This is a genomic window from Modestobacter sp. KNN46-3, from assembly GCF_011039295.1.
Genome location: NZ_JAAKGN010000079.1, coordinates 1 through 20,452, shown reverse-complemented (window position 1 = coordinate 20,452; position 20,452 = coordinate 1). Strand labels below are relative to the sequence as shown.

General features: G+C 74.4%; 15 protein-coding genes. 8 read left to right on the top strand and 7 right to left on the bottom strand.

Annotated elements, in window-relative coordinates; genetic code table 11:
- Nucleotides 1-991: GGDEF domain-containing protein (locus G5C62_RS16265; protein ID WP_346774127.1), on the top strand; the 991-nt coding region annotated here is incomplete at its 5' end.
- Here the strand turns inward: G5C62_RS16265 and G5C62_RS16260 are convergent.
- Complete coding sequence (locus G5C62_RS16260; protein ID WP_164701784.1) at nucleotides 984-2,324, bottom strand: Wzz/FepE/Etk N-terminal domain-containing protein; 1,341 nt, start codon at nucleotides 2,322-2,324, stop codon at nucleotides 984-986. The two genes, G5C62_RS16265 and G5C62_RS16260, sit on opposite strands and share 8 nt — an antisense overlap.
- 143 nt (nucleotides 2,325-2,467) lie before the next feature.
- On the opposite strand from G5C62_RS16260, the gene G5C62_RS16255 reads away from it, so the two are divergent.
- The 6 genes from G5C62_RS16255 (at nucleotide 2,468) to G5C62_RS16220 (ending at nucleotide 13,855) form a co-directional block, all read left to right on the top strand.
- A complete protein-coding gene (locus G5C62_RS16255) occupies nucleotides 2,468-3,385 on the top strand; it encodes a glycosyltransferase family 2 protein (protein ID WP_164701783.1) in 918 nt (305 codons plus the stop codon).
- Nucleotides 3,382-4,680 carry an O-antigen ligase family protein gene (locus G5C62_RS16250; protein ID WP_164701782.1) on the top strand — a complete coding sequence of 433 codons (1,299 nt, stop codon included), beginning with the start codon at nucleotides 3,382-3,384 and terminating at the stop codon, nucleotides 4,678-4,680. Before G5C62_RS16255 ends, G5C62_RS16250 begins: the two co-directional genes overlap by 4 nt.
- Nucleotides 4,670-5,929 carry a hypothetical protein gene (locus tag G5C62_RS16245; protein WP_164701781.1) on the top strand — a complete coding sequence of 420 codons (1,260 nt, stop codon included), beginning with the start codon at nucleotides 4,670-4,672 and terminating at the stop codon, nucleotides 5,927-5,929. The genes G5C62_RS16250 and G5C62_RS16245 overlap by 11 nt, the downstream gene beginning before the upstream one ends.
- Nucleotides 5,930-6,198: 269 nt before the next feature.
- Nucleotides 6,199-11,958: a pectinesterase family protein gene (locus tag G5C62_RS27570; RefSeq protein WP_206330686.1), complete on the top strand. Its 5,760-nt coding sequence runs from the start codon at nucleotides 6,199-6,201 to the stop codon at nucleotides 11,956-11,958.
- 150 nt (nucleotides 11,959-12,108) lie between these two features.
- Entirely contained in the window at nucleotides 12,109-12,978 is an 870-nt protein-coding gene (locus tag G5C62_RS16225) for a WecB/TagA/CpsF family glycosyltransferase (protein WP_164701780.1), read from the top strand.
- A 127-nt stretch (nucleotides 12,979-13,105) separates the two neighbouring features.
- Complete coding sequence (locus G5C62_RS16220; RefSeq protein WP_241175943.1) at nucleotides 13,106-13,855, top strand: sulfite exporter TauE/SafE family protein; 750 nt, start codon at nucleotides 13,106-13,108, stop codon at nucleotides 13,853-13,855.
- Nucleotides 13,856-13,877: 22 nt separating this feature from the next.
- Here the strand turns inward: G5C62_RS16220 and G5C62_RS16215 are convergent, their stop codons facing one another.
- From G5C62_RS16215 to G5C62_RS16190, 6 genes are all read right to left on the bottom strand, one after another.
- Nucleotides 13,878-14,993, bottom strand: a complete 1,116-nt coding sequence (locus G5C62_RS16215; protein WP_164701778.1) for an NAD(P)/FAD-dependent oxidoreductase — start codon at nucleotides 14,991-14,993, stop codon at nucleotides 13,878-13,880.
- A gap of 10 nt (nucleotides 14,994-15,003) precedes the next feature.
- Nucleotides 15,004-15,576 (bottom strand): TIGR00730 family Rossman fold protein, encoded by a 573-nt coding sequence (locus G5C62_RS16210; protein WP_036335632.1) that lies wholly within the window; start codon nucleotides 15,574-15,576, stop codon nucleotides 15,004-15,006.
- An 87-nt stretch (nucleotides 15,577-15,663) separates the two neighbouring features.
- Nucleotides 15,664-16,122 carry a MaoC family dehydratase gene (locus G5C62_RS16205; protein ID WP_036335633.1) on the bottom strand — a complete coding sequence of 153 codons (459 nt, stop codon included), beginning with the start codon at nucleotides 16,120-16,122 and terminating at the stop codon, nucleotides 15,664-15,666.
- A complete protein-coding gene (locus G5C62_RS16200; RefSeq protein ID WP_164701777.1) occupies nucleotides 16,119-17,663 on the bottom strand; it encodes a long-chain fatty acid--CoA ligase in 1,545 nt (514 codons plus the stop codon). Before G5C62_RS16200 ends, G5C62_RS16205 begins: the two co-directional genes overlap by 4 nt.
- Entirely contained in the window at nucleotides 17,660-18,523 is an 864-nt protein-coding gene (locus G5C62_RS16195) for an amidohydrolase family protein (RefSeq protein WP_164701785.1), read from the bottom strand. The genes G5C62_RS16200 and G5C62_RS16195 overlap by 4 nt, the downstream gene beginning before the upstream one ends.
- A 5-nt stretch (nucleotides 18,524-18,528) precedes the next feature.
- Nucleotides 18,529-19,437 (bottom strand): SDR family NAD(P)-dependent oxidoreductase, encoded by a 909-nt coding sequence (locus G5C62_RS16190; RefSeq protein ID WP_164701776.1) that lies wholly within the window; start codon nucleotides 19,435-19,437, stop codon nucleotides 18,529-18,531.
- A gap of 76 nt (nucleotides 19,438-19,513) precedes the next feature.
- Between G5C62_RS16190 and G5C62_RS16185 the strand changes: the two genes are divergently transcribed.
- Nucleotides 19,514-20,452, top strand: a 939-nt coding sequence (locus G5C62_RS16185; RefSeq protein WP_241175942.1) for a PaaX family transcriptional regulator C-terminal domain-containing protein, incomplete at its 3' end; no start/stop codon positions are given.

The following is a 20,452-nucleotide window of genomic DNA, read 5'->3' as shown; positions in this document are numbered from 1 at the left end:
CGCGGTCCCGGTGCTGCTGGTCTGTGCGGTGACGTTGCTGGTCTTCTCGCTGTTCGGGCCCAACGCGGTGACGACCGGGGGCGTCGTCGCCTCCTGGCTGTGTGCCGCACTGCTCGCGGTCCTGGCCGTGGTCTACCGGCTCGCCGACCCAGCCCGGGTCGACGCCCGCGGCGGGTACGTGCTGACCGCGCTCGTCGGCGTCGTGCTGTGCTGCGGGATGAACTGGATCACCCGCGACCCCTCCGCCGCCGGCCAGGCGTTCCTCGCCTTCCCGGTGCTCTGGGCCGGCGTCCACCTCCGGCACACCGCGGTGGTGCTGGTGACCGCCGTCGCGCTCGCCGGGGACGCCGTGGTGCTGTTCCACCTGCAGCCGGCCGGTCACGCGGTCAGCGACCTGAGCTTCTTCGGCGCCGTGCTCGTGGTCATGGCGACGATGCTGGTGCGCGCCGGGGACACCCAGACCCGGCTGGTCGCCCAGCTGCAGCAGCAGGCCGCCACCGACTCTCTCACCGGGCTGGTCAACCGGCGGGTGCTCGACGCGGCGCTGGGCACCGCGCTGGCCGCCCCGGTCGCGCCGCGGGGCACCTCACTGGTCCTCGTGGACGTCGACTCGTTCAAGACGATCAACGACGAGCACGGCCACCCGGTCGGCGACGACGCCCTGGTGCACATCGCCGCGGTGCTGCGCTCGGTGGTCCGCGCCGGGGACGCCGTGCTCAGCCGGATGGGCGGTGACGAGCTCGCCGTCCTGCTGCCCGACTGCCCGGCGGACGTGGCCGCCGCCCGGGCCACCGAGGTGCTCGACGCGGTCCGGGCCGCGCCTCTGGCGCTGCCCGACGGGAGCCTGCTGGCGATCTCGGTGAGCCTGGGCGTGGCCCACGCCCCGACGCACGCCACCAGGCTGGAGGAGCTCTACGCGGCCGCCGACGCGGCGCTGTACGCGGCCAAGCGCGCCGGCCGCGGCCGGGTCGAGGTGGCGGCGGTCAGCTGACCCGGTGGGGGAGCGGCCGCCGGGCCGGGCGGTCGGAGGACTCCAGGACGGCGCCGACCAGCGGCGCACCGAGGGTGTCGAGGAGGGAGGTGACGTCGTGCAGCTCGCGCCGCGTCGTGCCCCCGGCCCGGACGGCCAGCACCACCCCGTCGCTGAGCGTGGTCAGCGACGCAGCCCCCGAACGCCGGTCGAGGGGCGGGGGCACGACGATGGTGATGTCGGCGTCGCCGGAGACCCTGGCCAGGACCTCGGCCATCCGGGGGCCGTCGAGCAGGTCCTCGCCCCCCGCCTCCGGCGCCCGGCCGGCCGGCAGCACCCGCAGGCCGTGCGGGCCCGGCCGCAGGGCCTCCTGGAGCGGGAGACGCCCGGCCAGCACCTCGGCCAGCCCGGGGGTCTGCTCGGGCAGGCCCAGCAGCCCGGCCGCCCGGGGCGCCCACAGGTCGGCCTCGACCAGCACCGTGCGCAACCGGGCTGCGGCGAAGACGCCCGCCAGGTCCCAACCCAGGGCGGCGCTGTCGGCGCGCGCGGTCGGACCGAGCACGGTGACGGTGCGGGGTGCCGGGGTGCGGCGGCCCGGACGGTCCCCGAGGTGGGCGCGGATCCGGCGCAGCGCCTCGCCGCGGTCGGGGGCCATCCCCTCGGCCGGGTCCCGGTACCGCCGGTCGCGCAGCGGGACGACGCCGATGACGGGGATGCCGGCGGCGAACAGCTCGTCGACGTCCCGGACGGTGTCGTCCAGCGACTCGCGCAGGAACGCGACGGCGATGCCGACGGCCAGCCCGAGCAGCGCGCCGACGGCGAGCAGCACCGCGGTGGTCGGCGCGGCGGGGGTGGTCGGCAGCGCCGCCGGCCGGATGGTGCTGACCTGCACGGTGTCGACGGTGGAGCCCGGCGCGTCCTCCAGCTCCGCCAGCAGCTCGGAGAACGTCTCCCCGACGGCGTTGGCGATCTCCTGGGCGCGCTCGGGCGAGGGGTCGCCCACGCGCACGGTGAGCAGCACCGTCTCCGGGGGCACCTCGACCGTCATCTCCCCGGCCACCTCGGCACCGGTCAGCTCGAGGCCGAGGCGGTCGGCGACCCGCTCACCGAGCAGCGGGCTGCCCAGCACGGCCGCGTAGGACTGCATCCGCTGCTGCAGGTAGGCGGTGTCCTGCCGGGTCACCACGCCCTCGTCGGCCTCCTCGGACGCACCCAGGAACAGCTGCGACTCGGCGACGTACACCGGGGTGCGGAACAGCGACCAGGCCAGGGCCAGGGCGACGCCGAGGACGACGCACAGCGCGATGGGCAGTGCACCGCGGCGGAGCGCGCGGGAGATCTCGCGGAAGGTCATGGAGGTGCCTCATCACATCGACGGTGTCCCGGTGGCGACGTCCGCACCTGTACCGTGCCCTCGGTGGCGCCGAGCCGACGTAGCGTAACCAGCCGCTTGCGAGAAGTCGCGAACGGCGCACGGACGTGGGCGCGGAGGCGACAGTGACGGGCACGGAGAGCACGGCCGTGCCGGGCGCGGCGACCGGCCGGGTCGGTGCGGTGTGCGTGCTGCACGGCGACCCGGAGGTGCCGGGGTGGCTGTTCCGGCTCGCCCGGGCACTGCCGCTGGTGCTGGTGGTCAACGACCCGGGGCCCGGGCGCTACTCCCGCCTCCCCGCGGCCGCGGTCACGCTGGTCAACGACAAGCCCGCGGGCTTCGCCGTGAACGTGGACCGGGGCGTCGACGCGCTGCTGGCGGCGGCGCCGGTCGACGTCCTGCTGAGCGTCAACTTCGACCTGGAGCTCGAGCCGGCCGTCGTCGACACGCTGGTGGCCGCGCTGGACCAGCACCCGGAGGTGGCGGCCGCCGGGCCGCTGCTGACCGGGCACGACGGCGAGCCGGTGTTCAGCTCGGGCCGGCTGCCCCGTCCGGTGCTGGAGTTCCTGCGTGCCGCCGGCCTGCGTCAGGGCCGGCTGCTGGAGTGGCAGCGGCGGGTCCTCCGCCGCTCGGCCGCCTGGCGCGAGCGCAACGCCGGAGCCGCCAGCACCCCGGTCCGGCTGCTGCAGGACGGCGAGTACCTGCCGTGGACGTGCGTGGCGGTGCGCCGCGCGGCCTGGACGTCGGTGGGGCCGCTGGACCGCCGGTTCCGCCTGTACGCCGAGGACATCGACTGGTCGGTGCGGGCGGTCGCGGCCGGTTGGCGGCTGTGCCTGGTCGCGCCGGACTCCCCGGTGGTGCACGCCGAGCGCTGGACCCGCAGCCCGACCACCGACGCCTGGTACGAGGCAAGTCACACCCGGCTGCACCGCAAGCACGGCTGGACGGCGAGCGGCCGCGCCCAGCGGGCCGGTCTCGCGCTCCGCCGGTGGACGCCGCTGCGGTGGGTCAGCCCGCTGGTCTGGGCGGAGATCCGCCGGTGACCTCCCCGGCGCTGTCCCGCCGGTTCGTGCTGGGCTACGCCGTCCTCTGGCTCGCCGGCGCCGGCTTCCTGTGGTGGCCGTGGCTGCTGGTCCGGCTGGTCCTGCGCGCCCGTGCCGACCACCGGCCGCCGCTGCTGCTGACCGGGGTGGCCGGCTTCCTCGGGCTGAGCCTGTTGCTCGCGCTCGTCCAGGGCCCTCCGGCCGGACGGGTGCTGGGCGCTGTGCTCAACCTCCTCGTCTGGGTCTGCCTGGTGCTGCTCGTCGCCGCCCGGCCGTCCCGGCGGCAGCTCGCCGAGGCCGCCGCGGGCCTGGTGGGGCTGGCCCTGGTCCAGGCCGCGCTGACCCTGCTCGCGCTGCTGGTCTACCCGCGGGCACAGGACCTCGTGCTGCCGCTGGGGCGGCTGCTGCCCGGCTCGGTGCTGGCCGATCCCAGCATCACCGCCTTCGCGGTCACCCACCTGGCCTTCCCCGACTACTTCGCGATGCCGGTCATCCGCAGCGGCGGCATCCTCGGCAACCCGACGTGGGGCGGCGCACTCGCCGCGCTGGGGATCCTGCTGCTGCTGGTGGACCCGTTCGGCCGGCGGCGCCCCGGGGTGCGGGGCTGGGCGCTCACGGGCGCGGGCGTCGTCGTCCTGCTGCCGTCGCTGGTGCTGTCGTACTCGCGCAACACCGTGCTCGCCCTGCTGGTCGCCCTGGTCGCGGCCGGGGCGGTGCTGTTGCGGCGCCGGCTGGGCGCCCCCGGCTTCGCCGCCCTGGTGTCGCTGTCGGTCGCCGGCGGCGTCGCGGTCCTGGCGGTGCTGCCGGTCCCCGCGTTGATCGCGTCGCTGAACGGCACCCGGGCCGGGTCGGCCGAGACGCGCGGCGAGATCTACGCGATCACGCTGGACCGGGTGCTCGCCTCGCCCACCCCGCTGCTGGGCTCCGGGGTCAAGGAGCGGGTGCCCGGGCTGGTGGCCAGCCTGGGCAGCCACAGCAGCTACCTGGGGCTGCTGTACCGCGGCGGCGCGGTCGCCCTGCTGCTCTTCCTGGCCGCGCTGGTCGTGGCCGGCTGGGTCGCCTGGCGGCGCGCGGAGGCGGCGGCGCTGGCACTGGTCGTCTTCACCGCGGTCTGGTCGGTGGCCGAGGACGTCGACGTGGGGCACTTCGTCCCGCTCGCGCTGGTGCTGGCACTCGGGCTGCTCCGGTCCGACGACCCCGAGCCGCCCGACGACGCCGAGCCGCCCGACGACGCAGAGCCGCCGGCGGACGGCGCGGTGCCGGTGGGCACCGCGTCCGGTGTCCGTGTCGGCTGATCAGGCGATCCCGGGCGAGGAGGTGCGCCCGGGACGCCAGCGGCTGTTCACCCTGCTCGACCAGGGCCTCTCCAGCGTCACCAACTTCGCCCTGTCCCTGGTCGCCGCCCGGGAGCTGGCCCCCGCCGAGCTGGGCGCGTTCGCCGTCGCCGTGGCCACCTACCTGATCATGCTGGGGCTGGTGCGCGCGGCCTGCGGGGAGACCCTGCTGGTGCGGCACGCCGGCGCCCCGGCCGGCGACTGGCCGGTCCTGACCCGGGCGGTCACCGGGCTGGCGGCGGCGGGCGGGTGCCTGGCCGCGGTGCTGGTGGCGGGGGTCGGGCTGGCGATCGGTGGCCGCGTCGGGCCGGCCCTGGTCGTGCTCGCACTGACGCTGCCCGGGCTGCTGGTGCAGGACGCCTGGCGGTACTGCCTCCTGGGCGCCGGGCGGGCCGGGGCGGCGTCGGCGCTGGACGGCGTCTGGGTGGTGCTGCTCGTGCCCGCGTTCGCCCTGCCGCTGGTCACCGACCGGGTGAGCGCCGCGTCGCTGCTGCTGGCCTGGGGGGTCGCCGGGGCGGCGTCGCTGCCGCTGGCGGTGCTGCTCGACCGGGTCCGCCCGGACGTCGTCCTGGGCTGGCGGTTCCTGCGGGAGAACTCCCAGCTGATCCGGCGCTACTGCCTCGAGTCGCTCACCGGGTTCGGCGCCTACCAGGTGCTCGTCTACGGGCTCGCGGCGCAGTTCGGCCTGGCGCTGGCCGGCGCGCTCCGGCTGGCGTTGACCGCGCTCAGTCCGGTGAACGTGCTGTTCCAGGGGGCGTACACGATCGCCACCGTGCGCAGCGTGCAGCTGCGCGGCCGGGGTGCGGGGCAGCACCTGCGCTGGTCGGTCACCGTCGGCGCGACGCTGGCCGGCGTCGCGGTGCTCTGGACGAGCGTGCTGCTCCTGCTGCCCACCGGTGCGGTGAGCGCGGTGCTCGGGCCGGAGTGGCCGGAGGTCCGGGGGATCGTGGCCGTGCTGGGGCTCTGGCTGGTGGCCATCGGGGTCCAGTCGGGGGCGGCCACCGGGCTGCACGGCCTGGTCGACTCGGGCCGGAGCCTGGCCGCCCAGCTGATGTCCGCGCCCGCACTGCTGGTCCTGGCCTGGACCGGCGCCGCGCTGGCGGGCGTCCAGGGCGTCGCGGTCGGGTACGTGGCGGCCGGTCTGGTCTCCGGGACCATCTGGTGGAGCCTGTACCGCCGCTCGTTGCAGCTGGGCGCCGCGGCGGCCTGACCGAGCCCGCGCCGCCCGACCGCGTCGTTCCATTGACCGAAAAATTGCTCACTGTACGTAGTCGAGCGGCAGCGCGGTGGCGAGTGGCCGTGCACCCGAACAGGTGAAACCCGGCTCAGGGCGGTGGCGATGCTGACTCTGCGTTGCCTTGTGCGCAATGGGGACCGTAGCGTTCCGCCGCGACCCCCCGAGCGCCCGCTGGTGTGCGGATCGGCGTGTCGTCGTCCTCGGAGCCTGTCTCCTCGGCCCCTGCAGAGAAGAGCTCGTCTGTGTCTCGCACCTCCCGTCCGCCCGCACTCGCGTCCCGTGCCGGCGGTGCCACCCTGGTCGCCGCCGCCCTGCTCGGCAGCGTCGTCGTCGGTGTGCCCAGCGCCGCCGCCGCCACCGGCTCGACCGCCGTGGCCGACTTCGACGGGGACGGCGCCAGCGACCTCGGCGTCTTCCGGCCCGCCGAGGGCCGCTTCCTGGTCCAGGGGCAGGACGCCACCTGGTGGGGCGGCGAGGGTGACGTCGACGTCTCCGCGGACTACGACGGCGACGGCACGACCGACGTCGCAGTGTTCCGCCCGTCAACCGGCCAGTGGTTCGTCCAGGGCGGCGCCACCTCGTGGTGGGGCGAGGCCGGGGACGTGGCCGTGCCGGCGGACTACGACGGTGACGGTGCGGCCGAGGTCGCGGTGTTCCGTCCGTCGACCGGCCAGTGGTTCGTCCAGGGCGGCGCCACCTCGTGGTGGGGCGGCGCGGGTGACGTGGCCGTGCCGGCGGACTACGACGGTGACGGTGCGGCCGAGGTCGCGGTGTTCCGTCCGTCGACCGGGCAGTGGTTCGTCGAGGGCGGTGTCACCTCGTGGTGGGGCGGCGCGGGTGACGTGGCCGTGCCGGCGGACTACGACGGTGACGGTGCGGCCGAGGTCGCGGTGTTCCGTCCGTCGACCGGGCAGTGGTTCGTCGAGGGCGGTGCCAGCACGTACTGGGGCGGCGCGGGTGACGTGGCAGTGCCGGCGGACTACGACGGCGACGGCAGCAGCGACATGGCGGTGTTCCGCCCGGAGACCGGGCAGTGGTTCGTCCAGGACGGCGCCAGCACGTACTGGGGCGGCGCGGGCGATCTCGCACTGACCCGCAGCCTGGGCGCCCGGCAGGCGACGGCCGCCACGCCGGTCGACACCACCGCCCCGACAGCCCCGGCCGAGGTCAGCACCGTGCTGGGCGACAGCTCGGTGACGGTCAGCTGGGCAGCCGGCGCCGAGGACGACCTCGCGGGCCACTCCGTCCAGCGCACCGAGGCCGGCGGCGAGCCGGTCGAGCTGACCGACGCGCTGGTCGAGGGCACCTCGTTCACCGACTCCACCGCCACGGTCGGGACCCGGTACTCCTACACGGTCACCGCGACCGACACCGCGGACAACACCTCGGCCCCCTCGGCTGCCGCCGTCGCCACCCCGGTGGACGCCGACGTGGTCGTCGCCTCCGACGGCTCCGCGGACGCCACGACGGTGCAGGCCGGCGTGGACCTGGTGCCGAACAACGCCGACCACCGGGCCGACCCGAAGCTGGTCCTGGTCCAGCCCGGCACCTACGAGGGCCTGGTCACCTCGGGGAACCGGTACGGCGTCACGGTCATGGGTGCCACCACCGACCCCGCCGACACCGTGCTCACCGCCGCCGATGCGGTGAACCCGACCGTCTCGCTGTCCGGCCACGAGTGGTCGCTGCTGAACCTGACCGTGGCGAACACCAACGGCACCGGCGTCGCCGGCGCCCAGGCCACCGCGCTGAAGGTCAACTCCGGTGACCGCGACGTCTTCGACAACGTCGCCTTCCTCGGCAACAAGCAGACCCTGCAGCTGCAGACGGCGAACACCACCACCTACAGCCGGCTCTTCTTCTCGAACGCCTACGTCGAGGGTGGGCAGGACATGGTCCTGGGCCGCGCCGTCGCCGTCTTCGAGGACAGCACGTTCCACGTGCTCGACCAGCCCAACGCGGCGATCACCGACTCGTCGATCAGCTCCGCGCACCCTTACGGCTTCCTGGTCACCGACAGCGAGATCGTCACCGACGGGGCAGCCGGTTCGATCTACCTGGGCCGCCCCTACCCGGCCAGCGCCACCTCCCAGGCCCAGGTGACGATCCGCGGCACCGAGCTGGGTGCGGCGATCAACACCACCCAGCCCTGGAAGGACTGGAACGCCACCACCCCGTGGACGTCGGGTCGCTTCTCCGAGTACCAGAACACCGGCCCGGGCGCGACGGTCAACGCCAACCGCCCGCAGCTGACCGACGAGCAGGCCGCGCAGTACACCAAGGCCGCCTACCTCGCCGGCACCGACGGCTGGGCCCCGGTCGGGCAGCAGCTGCCCACCGAGCCGGCCGACACCACCGCCCCGGCAGCGCCGACCGGCCTCACGGCCACCGCCGGGAACGCCCAGGTCGAGCTGACCTGGACGGCGAACGCCGACAGCGACCTCGCCGGCTACGACCTCTACCGGGCCGCAGGCACCACGGTCGAGGTGGCGGCGGAGAACAAGGTGAACACCGAGCTGCTCACCGGCTCCTCCTACACCGACCGCGCAGTGGTCAGCGGGACCGGGTACGCCTACGTGCTCACCGCCGTCGACGGTGCGGGCAACGCGTCGGCCGCCTCGGCGACCGTCTCGGCCACCCCGACCGGCGAGGTGCTGCCGGTGCACGACCTGCTGGTCGCGCAGGACGGCTCGGGTGACTTCACCACCGTGCAGGCCGCCGTCGACGCCGCCGGCGCCGGCACGGCGGGCGACCCGGTCGTCATCGCGATCAAGCCGGGCACCTACCGCGAGCTGGTCAGCATCACCGACAGCAACGTCTCGCTGCTCGGCACCACCGGGACGGCCACCGACGTCGTGCTCAGCTACGACAACGCCGCCGGCACCACCAACCCGGCCACCGGCTCGGCGTACGGCACCGGCAACAGCCAGAGCGTGCTGGTCAAGGGCAACGACGTCACGGTCAGCGACCTGACGATCGAGAACGCCTTCGACGAGGCGGCGGCGACGTTCAACGACAAGCAGGCGGTCGCGCTGAACACCACCGGTGACCGGCTGGTCTTCGACGGTGTGCGCGTGCTGGGCAACCAGGACACCCTGCTGGTCAACTCCGGCGACGCCAACAAGGTCGCCCGGTCCTACTTCGTGGACAGCTACATCGAGGGCGACGTCGACTTCGTGTTCGGCCGGGGCACCGCGGTGTTCGACCGGAGCACGATCCACGCGCTGAGCCGGGGCAGCAGCTCCAACAACGGCTACCTCACCGCCGCGAGCACCGCGGACGACAACCGGTACGGGATCCTGATCACCAACAGCACGGTGACCAGCGACGCCCCGGCGGAGACCTTCTCGCTGGGTCGCCCGTGGCGCGGCTGGAGCGACGACTACACGAAGAACGGCGTCGAGATGCCGAACTCGCGTGGTCAGGTCACCATCCGCGAGACCGAGCTGCCCGCCGCGATCCGGACCAGCCAGCCGTGGGCCGACATGTCCCCGAACCTGTGGACCGACGGTCGTTTCGCCGAGTACGTCAACACCGGTGCCGGTGCGACGGTGAACGCCAACCGGCCGCAGCTGACCACCGCCGAGGCCACCGAGTACACCAAGTGGGACTACCTGGCCGGCAGCGACAGCTGGAACCCGATCGGCTCCGAGGAGCCGGCGGCCGGCGACATCACCGCCCCGGCGGCACCGGCCGGCCTCACCGCCGCCACGGACGGCGCCGGTGTGGCCGTGACCTGGACGGCGAACGGCGAGGCCGACCTGGCCGGCTACCACGTCTACCGGGCCACCGGCAGCACGGTCGAGGCCACCGCGGCCAACCAGCTGACCACCGAGCTGCTCACGGAGGCCGGCTACCGCGACACCGCCGTCTCCCCGGGTGTCGAGTACAGCTACCTGGTCACCGCGGTGGACACCACCGGCAACGTGTCGGCCGCCTCGGCGCCGGCCACGCTGACCACCGTGGGGACGCCGCTGCCCGACCACGACCTGCTGGTCGCCCAGGACGGTTCGGGTGACTTCACCACCGTGCAGGCCGCGGTGGACGCAGCCGGCGCGGGCACCGCGGCCGACCCGGTCGTCATCGCGGTGACCCCGGGTGAGTACCGCGGGGTCGTCACGATGTCGCGCAACCACGTGACGCTGATCGGCACCACCGGCGACGCCGCCGACGTGGTCATCGCGGAGGACCACGCGGCCGGGACGCCCAAGCCCGACGGCTCCGGCACCTACGGCTCCTCCGGCAGCGCCACGGTGCTGATCAAGGGCAGCGACGTCACGGTCCGGGACCTCACCTTCGTCAACGACTTCGACGAGGAGTCCTCCGACCTCTCGGCGAAGCAGGCGCTGGCGCTGAAGACCCAGGGTGACCGGCTGGTCTTCGACAACGTCCGGTTCCTGGGCGACCAGGACACCCTGATGGTCGACTCGCCCGGCACCGGCGTGCAGGCGCGGTCGTACTTCGTGGACAGCTACGTCGAGGGCGACGTGGACTTCATCTTCGGTCGGGGCACCGCGGTGTTCGACCGGAGCACGATCTTCGCGTCCACCCGGGGCAGCAGCTCCAACAACGGCTACATCACGGCCGGCAGCATCGACATCAGCCTCCCGTACGGGATCCTGATCACCGACAGCACCGTGCAGAGCGACGCCCCGGCGGGCACCTTCCACCTGGGCCGCCCGTGGCACCCCAGCGGTGACGTGAACGCCATCGCCCAGGTCGTCATCCGCGACACCGAGCTGCCCGCGGCGATCAAGTCCGCGCCGTGGACGGACATGAGCGGGTTCTCCTGGACCGAGGCCCGGTTCTCCGAGTTCCAGAACACCGGCCCGGGTGCCGGGGTCAACGAGAACCGTCCGCAGCTGACGGCCGCCGAGGCCGAGCAGTACACCAAGTGGGACTACCTGGCCGGCAAGGACGGCTGGAACCCCACCGGTGAGGTCGAGCCGCCGCCGTCGGACACCACCGCGCCGGCCGCGCCGGCCGGGCTCGCCGCCACGGTGGCACCGGGTGCGGTGACGCTGGACTGGACCGACAACGCCGAGCCCGACGCCGCCGGGTACGTGGTCTACCGCGCGCTGACCGAGACCGGCACCTACGCCCGGCTCACCAGCGCCCCGATCACCGCCTCGACCTACCTGGACAACACCGTCCCGGTCGGCTCGACCGGTTGGTACCGGGTCACCGCGGTCGACGTCACGGGCAACGAGTCCGCGGCGGCGACGGCGAGCGCGACGGTGACCGAGGGCAACGGGGAGACCCGCCCGCTCAGCGTCTTCGTGATCGGTGACTCGACCGCGTCGGTCTACCAGGCCAACGAGGGCCCGCGGACCGGCTGGGGCCAGGCGCTGGGGCTGTTCACCACCGAGAACGCCACGGTGGTCGACTACGCCAAGTCCGGGGCCAGCTCCAAGGACTACTACGACAGCGGCCTGTTCGACCGGACGCTGGCGGAGATCCAGCCGGGTGACTTCCTGCTCATCTCCTTCGGGCACAACGACCAGAAGGCCGACGACCCGAGCCGGTACACCGACCCGTACGGCACGTACCAGGAGTACCTGCAGAAGTACGTCGACGGTGCCCGGGCCGCCGGTGCCACCCCGGTGCTGGTGACCTCGGTGGAGCGTCGCCGGTTCACCGAGGACGGGGTCGCCAAGAGCACCCACGGTGAGTACCCGGCCGCGATGCGAGCGCTGGCCGCCGAGCAGGGCGTCGCGGTGGTCGACCTGACCGCCATGAGCACCGACCTGTGGAACGAGCTGGGGCCGGAGGGGACGAAGGACTACTTCCTCCACGTCGAGCCGGGTGAGTACCCGAACTACCCGGACGGCCGCGCCGACGACACCCACTTCCAGGCTCGGGGGGCGATCGAACTGGCTCGCATCGTCGCCACGTCCCTGGCCGAGCAGGGGGTCCTGCCGGCGGGTGGCGAGTACTTCCAGCGGCTGGACGGCGCGGTCGCCGACGACGAGATCGTCTGGCCGGCCAAGCGCCCGATCTGACCCGACCGGGTCCTCGTCACCCGGGAGGGTGGGCCGGCTGCTGCCAGCCCCCCCTCCCGGGTGACGTACCGGCCTGCGCAGGGGCGCCGGGGCCCCCTCGCGGGATGAGATGGCTGTGCACAACAGGATCGGACGAGGCGAGGACAGCGCGTGCGCACCCCGGACACATCACCACTCGGCTCGATCGTCGACTTCAGCACCGAACGAGCCCTCCGCCGGGCCGAGCCGGTCAGCCGGCCCGCGCCGGCTCCGCAGGCCGACCCGGTCGCTGAGGTGGCCGGCCATCTCGCCCGGTTGCACGACACCGGCCAGCCGGTGGTCACCGTCTCCTGGGTGAACCACCACAGCGCCCTGGAGCTGCTGCACGCGGCACCCGAGCTGCTGGGGCGCCTCACCTACCTCGGCGTCGACGGGCTCTTCCTGCGCAGCCTGCTGGGCGGGGGACTGGTGCCCCGCACCAGCGCCGATCTCGTCCTCCCGGAGCTGCTGGGCCGGCTCCGGGCGCCCCGGGTCGCCGTCGTCGGCGGGCGACCGGAGGACGTGGCGAGCCTCCGGCGCGCGGTGGCCGCTCTGCTCCCGCCGGACGGCGAGCTGGTCTCCGTCCGCGACGGCTACGCCGGCCGGCCCTCCCCGGAGGAGCTGGACGTCTGGCTGGCCCGCACCCGGCCCACCGTGGTGCTGGCCGGGCTCGGTGCACCCCTGCAGGAGCAGTTCGTCCTGGACGTCGCCCGGCACCTGCCGCGGGGGCTGGTGCTCACCTGCGGCGGCTTCCTCGACCAGGTGCAGCAGGCCGGCTACTACCCCGCCTGGGCCTATCCGCTGAAGCTGAACTGGCTGGTGCGGCTGGCCCGCGAGCCACAGCGGATGTGGCGGCGGTACTCGGTCGAGGCCGTGGCGGCGCTCCGTGCCCGTGCCGCGCTGCGCGCCGAGGTCCTCGGCGCCCCGGGATTCCAGCGGCTCCGGTGGTACGCCTGGCCCGAGGTCGACGACCGGTGGACCGCGGAGGCCACCAGCTCCTGAGCCCGCCCGGTCGGCGCCGCCGGCGTGGCGTGGCCGTCCTGCTCCTGGTCACCCGGCGTCCGCCCTGCTCACGTGCATGATCGGCCGGTAGCGCGGCCGGTGCGGGGGAGGGGGGACGGTGGACGGGATGCTCCTGGTGGCCGGCGGCGTGGTCGTCTTCGCCGCCAGCGTCCTGGCCGGCGGAACCGGCTTCGGCTACTCCCTGGTGTGCGCGCCGCTCCTGCTGCTCGCCGGCATCCCGCTCACCGACGTCGTCGTCATCAACCTCACGGTCGGCGTGGTGACCCGGATCGGAGCCGTCCTCCGGCTCCGGCACTCGGTCGACCGGCAACGATCCACGTACCTGGTGGCGGGCTGCGTCCCCGGACTGCTGCTCGGCCACCTCGCCCTCGACCGGGTCGACGCCGACGCGCTCAAGGTGACGGCCGGAGTCGTGGCGGTCGTCGCCGCGGGCTTCCTCCTGCTCCGGCGGCCGGCTGTCCCGTCCGGTGAGCCGGGGGCGCCGTCCCGCCTCGCGCCGGGTGTCGCCGGGGTGCTGGGCGGGTTCCTCGGCATCACGACCTCGATGAACGGCCCCCCGCCGGTGATCCTGCTCTCCCACCGCAACGTGGCGCCCCGGGCGTTCATCGCCGACATGGCGGTGTACCTGCTCGCCTGCAACGCCATGGCCCTCGCCGTGATCGGGCTGACGGGTGGGCTGTCGCTGGACCGGGTGGGGCTGCTGCTGGCGTGCTGGCTCCCGGGCGCGGTGCTGGGCAACCTCCTGGGGGTGGCCTACGGCTCCCGGCTGCCCCTGGCCCCGTTCCGGCTGCTGACGCTCGGTCTGGTCATGGTCACGGGGCTGGCGACCGTGGCGACGTCGGTCGGCAGTCTGTGACGGGGCCCCTGTCGCTCGAGGGTCAGCGCAGCCGTCGTGCGGTGGCCGCCAGGGTCCGGGCGGTGAGCCGACCGTCGGCCAGCCCGAGGGCGACGACGTCGTCGAAGACCCGCTGGTCGGCCTGCGCCGCCCGCACGGCGGCGTCCATCAGCACCGGCCACCGGCTCAGCTGGGAGGTCACCGCCGACGCGCGGAGGTGCCCGCCGAGCCGGCGGCGCAGCAGCCGCCGGTGCACCTCGCCGGCGCGCGGACCGTGGCCGGCCGCCGTGCCCGCCAGGGCGCCGGAGAGGACGGCGTAGAAGATCCCCTCCCCGGTCAGCGGGTTGATCAGCGACTGGGCGTCCCCGGCCAGCAGCACCCGGCCCCCGGGCAGCCGGGGCCGGCCGGTCGACAGCGGCAGCCGGTGCGCGCGCAGCCCCTCGGGCCGCACGCCCGGCAGCATCCGGTGCAGCCCGGCGACCAGCTCGGTGCGGGTCACGCCCCCGGAGACGAGCTCGCCGTAGCCGACGTTGGCCCGTCCGTCGCCGATCGGGAAGGACCAGGCGTAGGCCGGCCAGCGCTGGTCGGTGGTGGTCACCACCTGCACGCCGTCCAGGCCGGGGAGCACCGGGGCGTAGCCGCGGATCGCGATGGCCAGCCGGTCCGGCGGGTTGGGGGCCAGCCCGAGCGCCCGGCGCACCACCGACTCGGCTCCGTCGGCGCCCACCAGCACCCCGGCGCGGACGACGCCGTCGACCTCGACGTGCGTGGGGCGCACGGTGACCTGGCGGACGGTGTGCCGCCGGAACCGGACGCCGGTGGCCAGCACCTGGGCGAGCAGTCGCCCGTCGAGCACCGCACGGGGCACGACGAGCGAGGGTCGGTGCAGGGCCCGCTCCACCGTCGTCCCGCCCGGGCCCTGCAGGCGGAGCCGGGGGACGGCGGGGAACCCCGCGGTCAGCGCCGGGACGTCGATCCCCAGCGCGGCGAGCACGTCCAGCGCCTCGGGGGCGATCCCGTCCCCGCAGACCTTGTCCCGGGGGAAGTCGGCGCGGTCGAGGACCAGCACGTCGGCGTCCGGCCGGGCCCGGCGGACGGCGGCCGCGCACGCCGCACCGGCCGGCCCGCCCCCGACGACGACGACGTCCGCGTGCTCCATGGGCAGCAGGCTAGGCGGCCGGTGGCGGGGTCCACTTGCGCGCCGGGTGCTCGTAGCCCGCGACGAAGGCCAGCAGCTCCGCGGCGTCGTGCACCACGCCGAGGGCGTCGAGCCGGTTGGCCGCCAGGTAGCCGTCGTCGACCATCCGGCGCAGCTGGTCCAGCAGCGGCTGCCAGAACCCGTCGACGTCGAGGAACGCGGTGGGCTTGGCGTGCAGCCCGAGCATGCCCCAGGTCCAGGCCTCGAACAGCTCCTCGAGGGTGCCGGCGGCACCGGGCAGGGCGACGAACGCGTCGGACAGGTCCGCCATCACCGCCTTGCGCTCGTGCATCGTCTGCACGACCTCCAGCCGGGGGAGGCCGGGGTGCGCCACCTCGTCGTCCACCAGGTGCTGCGGGATCACCCCGACCACCTCGCCGCCGGCGGCCAGCGCGGCATCGGCGACGACGCCCATCAGCCCGACGTTCCCCCCGCCGTAGACGATGCCGACGCCGGCCCGGGCCAGCTCGGTGGCGAAGGTGGCGGCAGCCCGCTGGTGGGACGGCGGCCCGGCGTGGGACCCGGTGAAGACGGCGATGCGCACGCCTCGGACGGTATGCGCATCGCCGTCATGGCCCTCCTGCAGGGGCCCGCCGCGAGCTTGCGAGCGGTGGGGGGCAGGAGGGTCCTTTCAGGCGTAGGTGCGGGTGACCCACTCGGCGATGCAGACCGGCTTGTCGCCGCCCTCGCGCTCGATGGTGACGGTGACGGTGTTCTGCAGCCCGCCGGCGATCTCCTCCACGTCCTTGAGCGTCACCCGCGCCCGGACCTTCGAGCCGACCGGCACGGGCGCGGGGAAGCGGACCTTGTTCAGGCCGTAGTTCACGCCCATCTTCGCGTCGGTGACCGTGTAGGTCTGCGAGACCAGGGGCACGAGCAGCGACAGGGTCATGTAGCCGTGCGCGATCGGGCCGCCGAAGGGGCTCTCCGCCTTCGCCCGCTCGACGTCGACGTGGATCCACTGGTGGTCACCGGTGGCGTCGGCGAACAGGTTGACCGCCTCCTGGGTCACCTCGTACCAGTCGCTGGTGCCGAGTTCCTGGCCCTTCAGCGAGGGCAGCTCGGCGATGGTGGTGGTGGTGCTGGTCATGCGTCCTCCTCGGTTGGCACGTACGTCTGTCGCAGGTCCGGCTTGCGGATCTTGCCGGTCGCGGTCTTGGGCAGCTCGTCCACGTAGCGGACCTCCTTGGGCACCTTGAACCCGGCGAGCCGTTCTCGCAGCGCGGCGCGGAGCGCGTCGGCGTCGCGCGGGGCCCCGGGCGCGGGGACGACGACGGCCAGGCCGACCTCGCCCCAGTGCGGGTCGGGCTTGCCGATCACCGCGACCTCCTGCACCTCGGGGAGCTCCAGCATCACCGACTCGACCTCCGCCGGGTACACGTTCTCCCCGCCGGAGATGATCATGTCCTTGTAGCGGTCGCGGATGTAGAGGTAGCCGTCCTCGTCGGTGGAGCCGGCGTCCCCGGAGTGGTACCAGCCGTCCACGATCGCGGCGGCGGTGGCGTCGGGCGCGTTCCAGTACCCGGCCATGACGTTCGGCCCGGACAGCACGATCTCGCCGACCTCACCCGGCGGGCACTCGGTCCCGTCGGGCCGCACGACCCGGACGTCGGTGAAGAACTGCGACTTCCCGGCCGACCCGACCTTGGTCACCGCGTCCGCGCTGTCCAGCGCGGTGCCGGCCGGGGCCGTCTCGGTCATCCCGTAGGCCTGCTGCACGGTCACCCCACGCTCCAGCCAGGTGCGCAGCAGCGGGAGGGGGAGTGGTGCCCCGGCGGCGCCGATGGTGCGCAGCGCCGAGAGGTCGAGGGTGCCGAAGTCCGGCTGGCGGCTGAGCGCGTCGAGCATCGTGGGGACGGCGAAGAACGACGTCACCCGCTGCTCGGCGATGACCGCCAACGTCGCCGGCGGGTCGAACCCCCGCACGAGCACGACGCAGCCGCCGCGCAGCAGGGTCGGGTTGAGCGTCCCGTTCAGCCCGCCGATGTGGAAGAGCGGGGCGAGGGCGAGCGTCCGTTCGTCGGGGGTGAAGTCGAAGCCGAGCACCTGGCTCATGCACGACCAGGTCATGTTCCCGTGGGTCAGCACCGCGCCCTTGGGCCGTCCGGTGGTGCCGGAGGTGTACATGATCAGGCAGATGTCGTCGAGGGTGACCGGCTCGTCGCGCTGCACCGGCTCCGCCTCCGCCAGCAGCCCCGCCCAGTCCAGCGAGTCGGCGCCGCCGGACAGTGGGGGCTCGGCCGCCACCCAGTGCCGGACGGCGGGCAGGGCCGCGCGCAGGGCGTCCGCCGTCGCCCCGTGCTCCCGGCCGTGCACGACCAGGGACGCACCGGAGTGCTCGAGCACGTACTGCGCCTCGGGCGGGGTGAGCCGGGCGTTGACCGGCACCCAGATCGCGCCGAGCTGGCCGCACGCGTAGAGCGCCTCGAGCCCGGCCGGGTGGTTCCCGCCGAACCACGCGACCCGGTCACCGCGCTGCACCCCGAGCCCGGCCAGCGCGGTGGCGGCCCGCCGCACCCGCAGGGCGAACTCGCCGTGCGTCGTCGTCGTCCCCTCGAACCAGAGCGCCGGCTTGTGCGGGGAGCTCCGCAGCCGGCGTTCGGGCCAGGAGCCCAGTCCGGCGTTCCTCACCGCAGCCCCAGGGCCACGATCGCGTTCTCCTTCATGATGAGCGGCCGGACCTCGTCCTTGATCTCCAGGGCCTCGAAGTCGCGGATCCAGCGCTCCGGGCGCAGCAGCGGGTAGTCCGAGCCGAACAGCACCTTCCGCTTCAGCATCGTGTTCGCGGCGCGGACCAGCTGCGGCGGGAAGTACTTCGGCGACCAGCCGGAGAGGTCGATGTAGACGTTGGCCTTGTGGGTGGCCACCGAGATCGCGGCGTCCTGCCAGGGCACCGAGGGGTGGGCCATGATGATCGTCAGGCCCGGGAAGTCGGCCGCGACGTCGTCCAGCAGCATCGGGTCGGAGTAGCGCAACTTGATCCCGCGCCCGCCGGGCAGCCCGGCGCCGATCCCGGTCTGCCCGGTGTGGAACAGCGCCGGGACGCCGAGGGACTGCAGCTCCTCGTACAGCGGGTACACCGCGCGGTCGTTGGGCAGGAAGTCCTGCAGGCTGGGGTGGAACTTGAACCCCCGCACGCCGTGCTCCTGCACCAGCCGGCGGGCCGCCCGGATGCCGGCCACCCCGCGAGCCGGGTCGATCGACCCGAACGGGATGAGGACGTCGGGGTGCTGCGCGGCGAGGTCGGCGATCTCCTCGTTGGACAGCGTCATCTGCCCGGTGGCCGCCTCGGCGTCGACGGTGAAGACGACCGCGGCCATCCTCTTGTCCCGGTAGTCGGCGGCGATGTCGGGGACGGTCGGGTCGTAGGGGTCGCCCTTGAAGTACTGGCTGGCGGCGGCGTTGAGCTCGTCGTCCAGCGCGAGGTGCCCGTGCTGGTCGGCGTGCACGTGGACGTGCACGTCGATCGCGACCAGCGCGTCCAGGTCCAGCCCGGTCACTTCGGGGGCTCCGGCAGCTGCTGGCCCACCGTCTGCTGGGACGACGCGAACTTCTCCGGCCACGCCTCGGCGATGGCGTCGGGCGACCAGCCGGTGCCGTCGGCGAACTCGACGACGACCTCGGTCGGGTGGCTCCACAGTGCGAGCCGGTCGCCGCCGATGCCCACGGCCTGCCCGGTGATCCCGGCCGCGGCGTCGGAGGCGAGGAAGGCGACCAGGCCGGCGGCGTCCTGGGGGCTGCCGAAACCCAGCTCCTGGCGGGCGAAGGCCGGCAGCGGGTCGCCGGCGGCCAGCGCGTCGACGTAGGGCTTGAGGAAGGGCACCGTCTCGGTCATCGCGGTGGCGGCGACCGGGACGACGGCGTTGACGGTGATCTCGGCCCGGGCCAGCTCCATCGCCCAGGTGCGCACCATGCCGACGATCCCGGCCTTGGCGGCGGCGTAGTTGGTCTGGCCGAAGTTGCCGACCTGGCCGGTGGGGGAGCCGATGCAGATGACCCGGCCGCCCTCGCCCTGCTCGCGCATCCGGATCGCGGCGGCACGGGTGCAGGTGAAGGTGCCGCGCAGGTGGGTGGTGAGGACGGCGTCGAACTGCTCGTCGGTCATCTTCCACACGGTGGTGTCGCGCAGGATGCCGGCGTTGTTGACCAGCACGTCCAGCCGGCCGAACTCGTCCACCGCCCGGTCGACGAGCGCCTGGGCGGCCTCGCTGCTGCCGACCGCGACGACCTCGGCGACGGCGGTGCCCCCGGCGTCGGTGATCGACTGCACGGCGGCCTCGGCGACGTCGGGGTCGACGTCGTTGACGACGACGGCGGCCCCGCAGCGGGCGAGTTCGGTGGCGTAGGCGAGGCCGAGGCCCCGTCCGGATCCGGTGACGACGGCGACCTTGCCGGTCAGGTCCATGAGTGCTCCTTCGTTCGACGCCGTGGAGGCGACTGCGGACGTGGGTGCGGTGGAGGCGACTGCGGACGTGGGACCTGTGGAGGCGACTGCGGACGCGGACGCAGCGGTGAACTCCCAGGCGGCTCCGGCGCCGGCCGACCGCGGGGCGGACGGGCCACACCGGCCCCAGTCGCTGCTGCTGGGCTTCCTCGGCGGTTTCGTGCAGGGCCGGGAGGTGCCCCCGCTGCCGGCGGTGGTGCTGCTCGACCTCCTCGGGGAGCTCGGCGTCACCGAGGCCGCCGCCCGCGCCACGCTCAAGCGGATGACCCACCGCGGCCTGCTGGAGCGGTCGCAGGTGGGGCGCACCGCGCGCTACCAGCTGACCGCCCTGAGCGAGGGGGTGCTGAGCCGGGCCGGCCGGCGGGTCGACTCCCCCACCCCGTTCGAGCACCCCGAGGGCAGCTGGACGCTGCTGAGCTACTCGATGCCGGAGAGCCTCCGCGACCTCCGGCACCGGGTGCGCTCCCGGTTGGCGTGGGCGGGCTTCGGCGGGCTGCGCGACGGGCTGTGGATCGCCCCGGGCACGGTCGACGTCGCGGAGGTCTTCGCCGAGGCCGGCCTGGAGGACGCCGCCGGGCTGGCCGACTGGTTCGCGGCGCAGCCGCTGCCGGGCACCGACGTCGACGGACTGGTGCACCGGGCCTGGGACGTCCCGGCCGTGCTCGGCGCGCACGAGCTCTTCCTCCAGGCGTGGGCCGCACCGCCGGAGGACCTCAGCGAGCTGGGGCGGGCCACCCTGCTCATCGCCGACTGGCTCCGGCTGCTGGGGACCGACCCCGGGCTCCCCGCGCGCCACCTCGGCCCGGACTGGCCGGCCGCCCGCAGCACCGACCTCTACCGGCGGACGTTCGCCCCGCGGTCGGCCGGCGCCGGAGCCGCCTGGGAGTTCACCGCTGCGTCCGCGTCCGCAGTCGCCTCCACAGGTCCCACGTCCGCAGTCGCCTCCACCGCACCCACGTCCGCAGTCGCCTCCACC

Coding starts and splice junctions, on each gene's coding strand:
- G5C62_RS16215 (WP_164701778.1), bottom strand. CDS start 14,993: ATGGAGCACGCGGACGTCGTCGTCGTCGGGGGCGGGCCGGCCGGTGCG.
- G5C62_RS16190 (WP_164701776.1), bottom strand. CDS start 19,437: ATGGACCTGACCGGCAAGGTCGCCGTCGTCACCGGATCCGGACGGGGC.
- G5C62_RS16260 (WP_164701784.1), bottom strand. CDS start 2,324: ATGACCTTCCGCGAGATCTCCCGCGCGCTCCGCCGCGGTGCACTGCCC.
- G5C62_RS16205 (WP_036335633.1), bottom strand. CDS start 16,122: ATGACCAGCACCACCACCACCATCGCCGAGCTGCCCTCGCTGAAGGGC.
- G5C62_RS16220 (WP_241175943.1), top strand. CDS start 13,106: ATGCTCCTGGTGGCCGGCGGCGTGGTCGTCTTCGCCGCCAGCGTCCTG.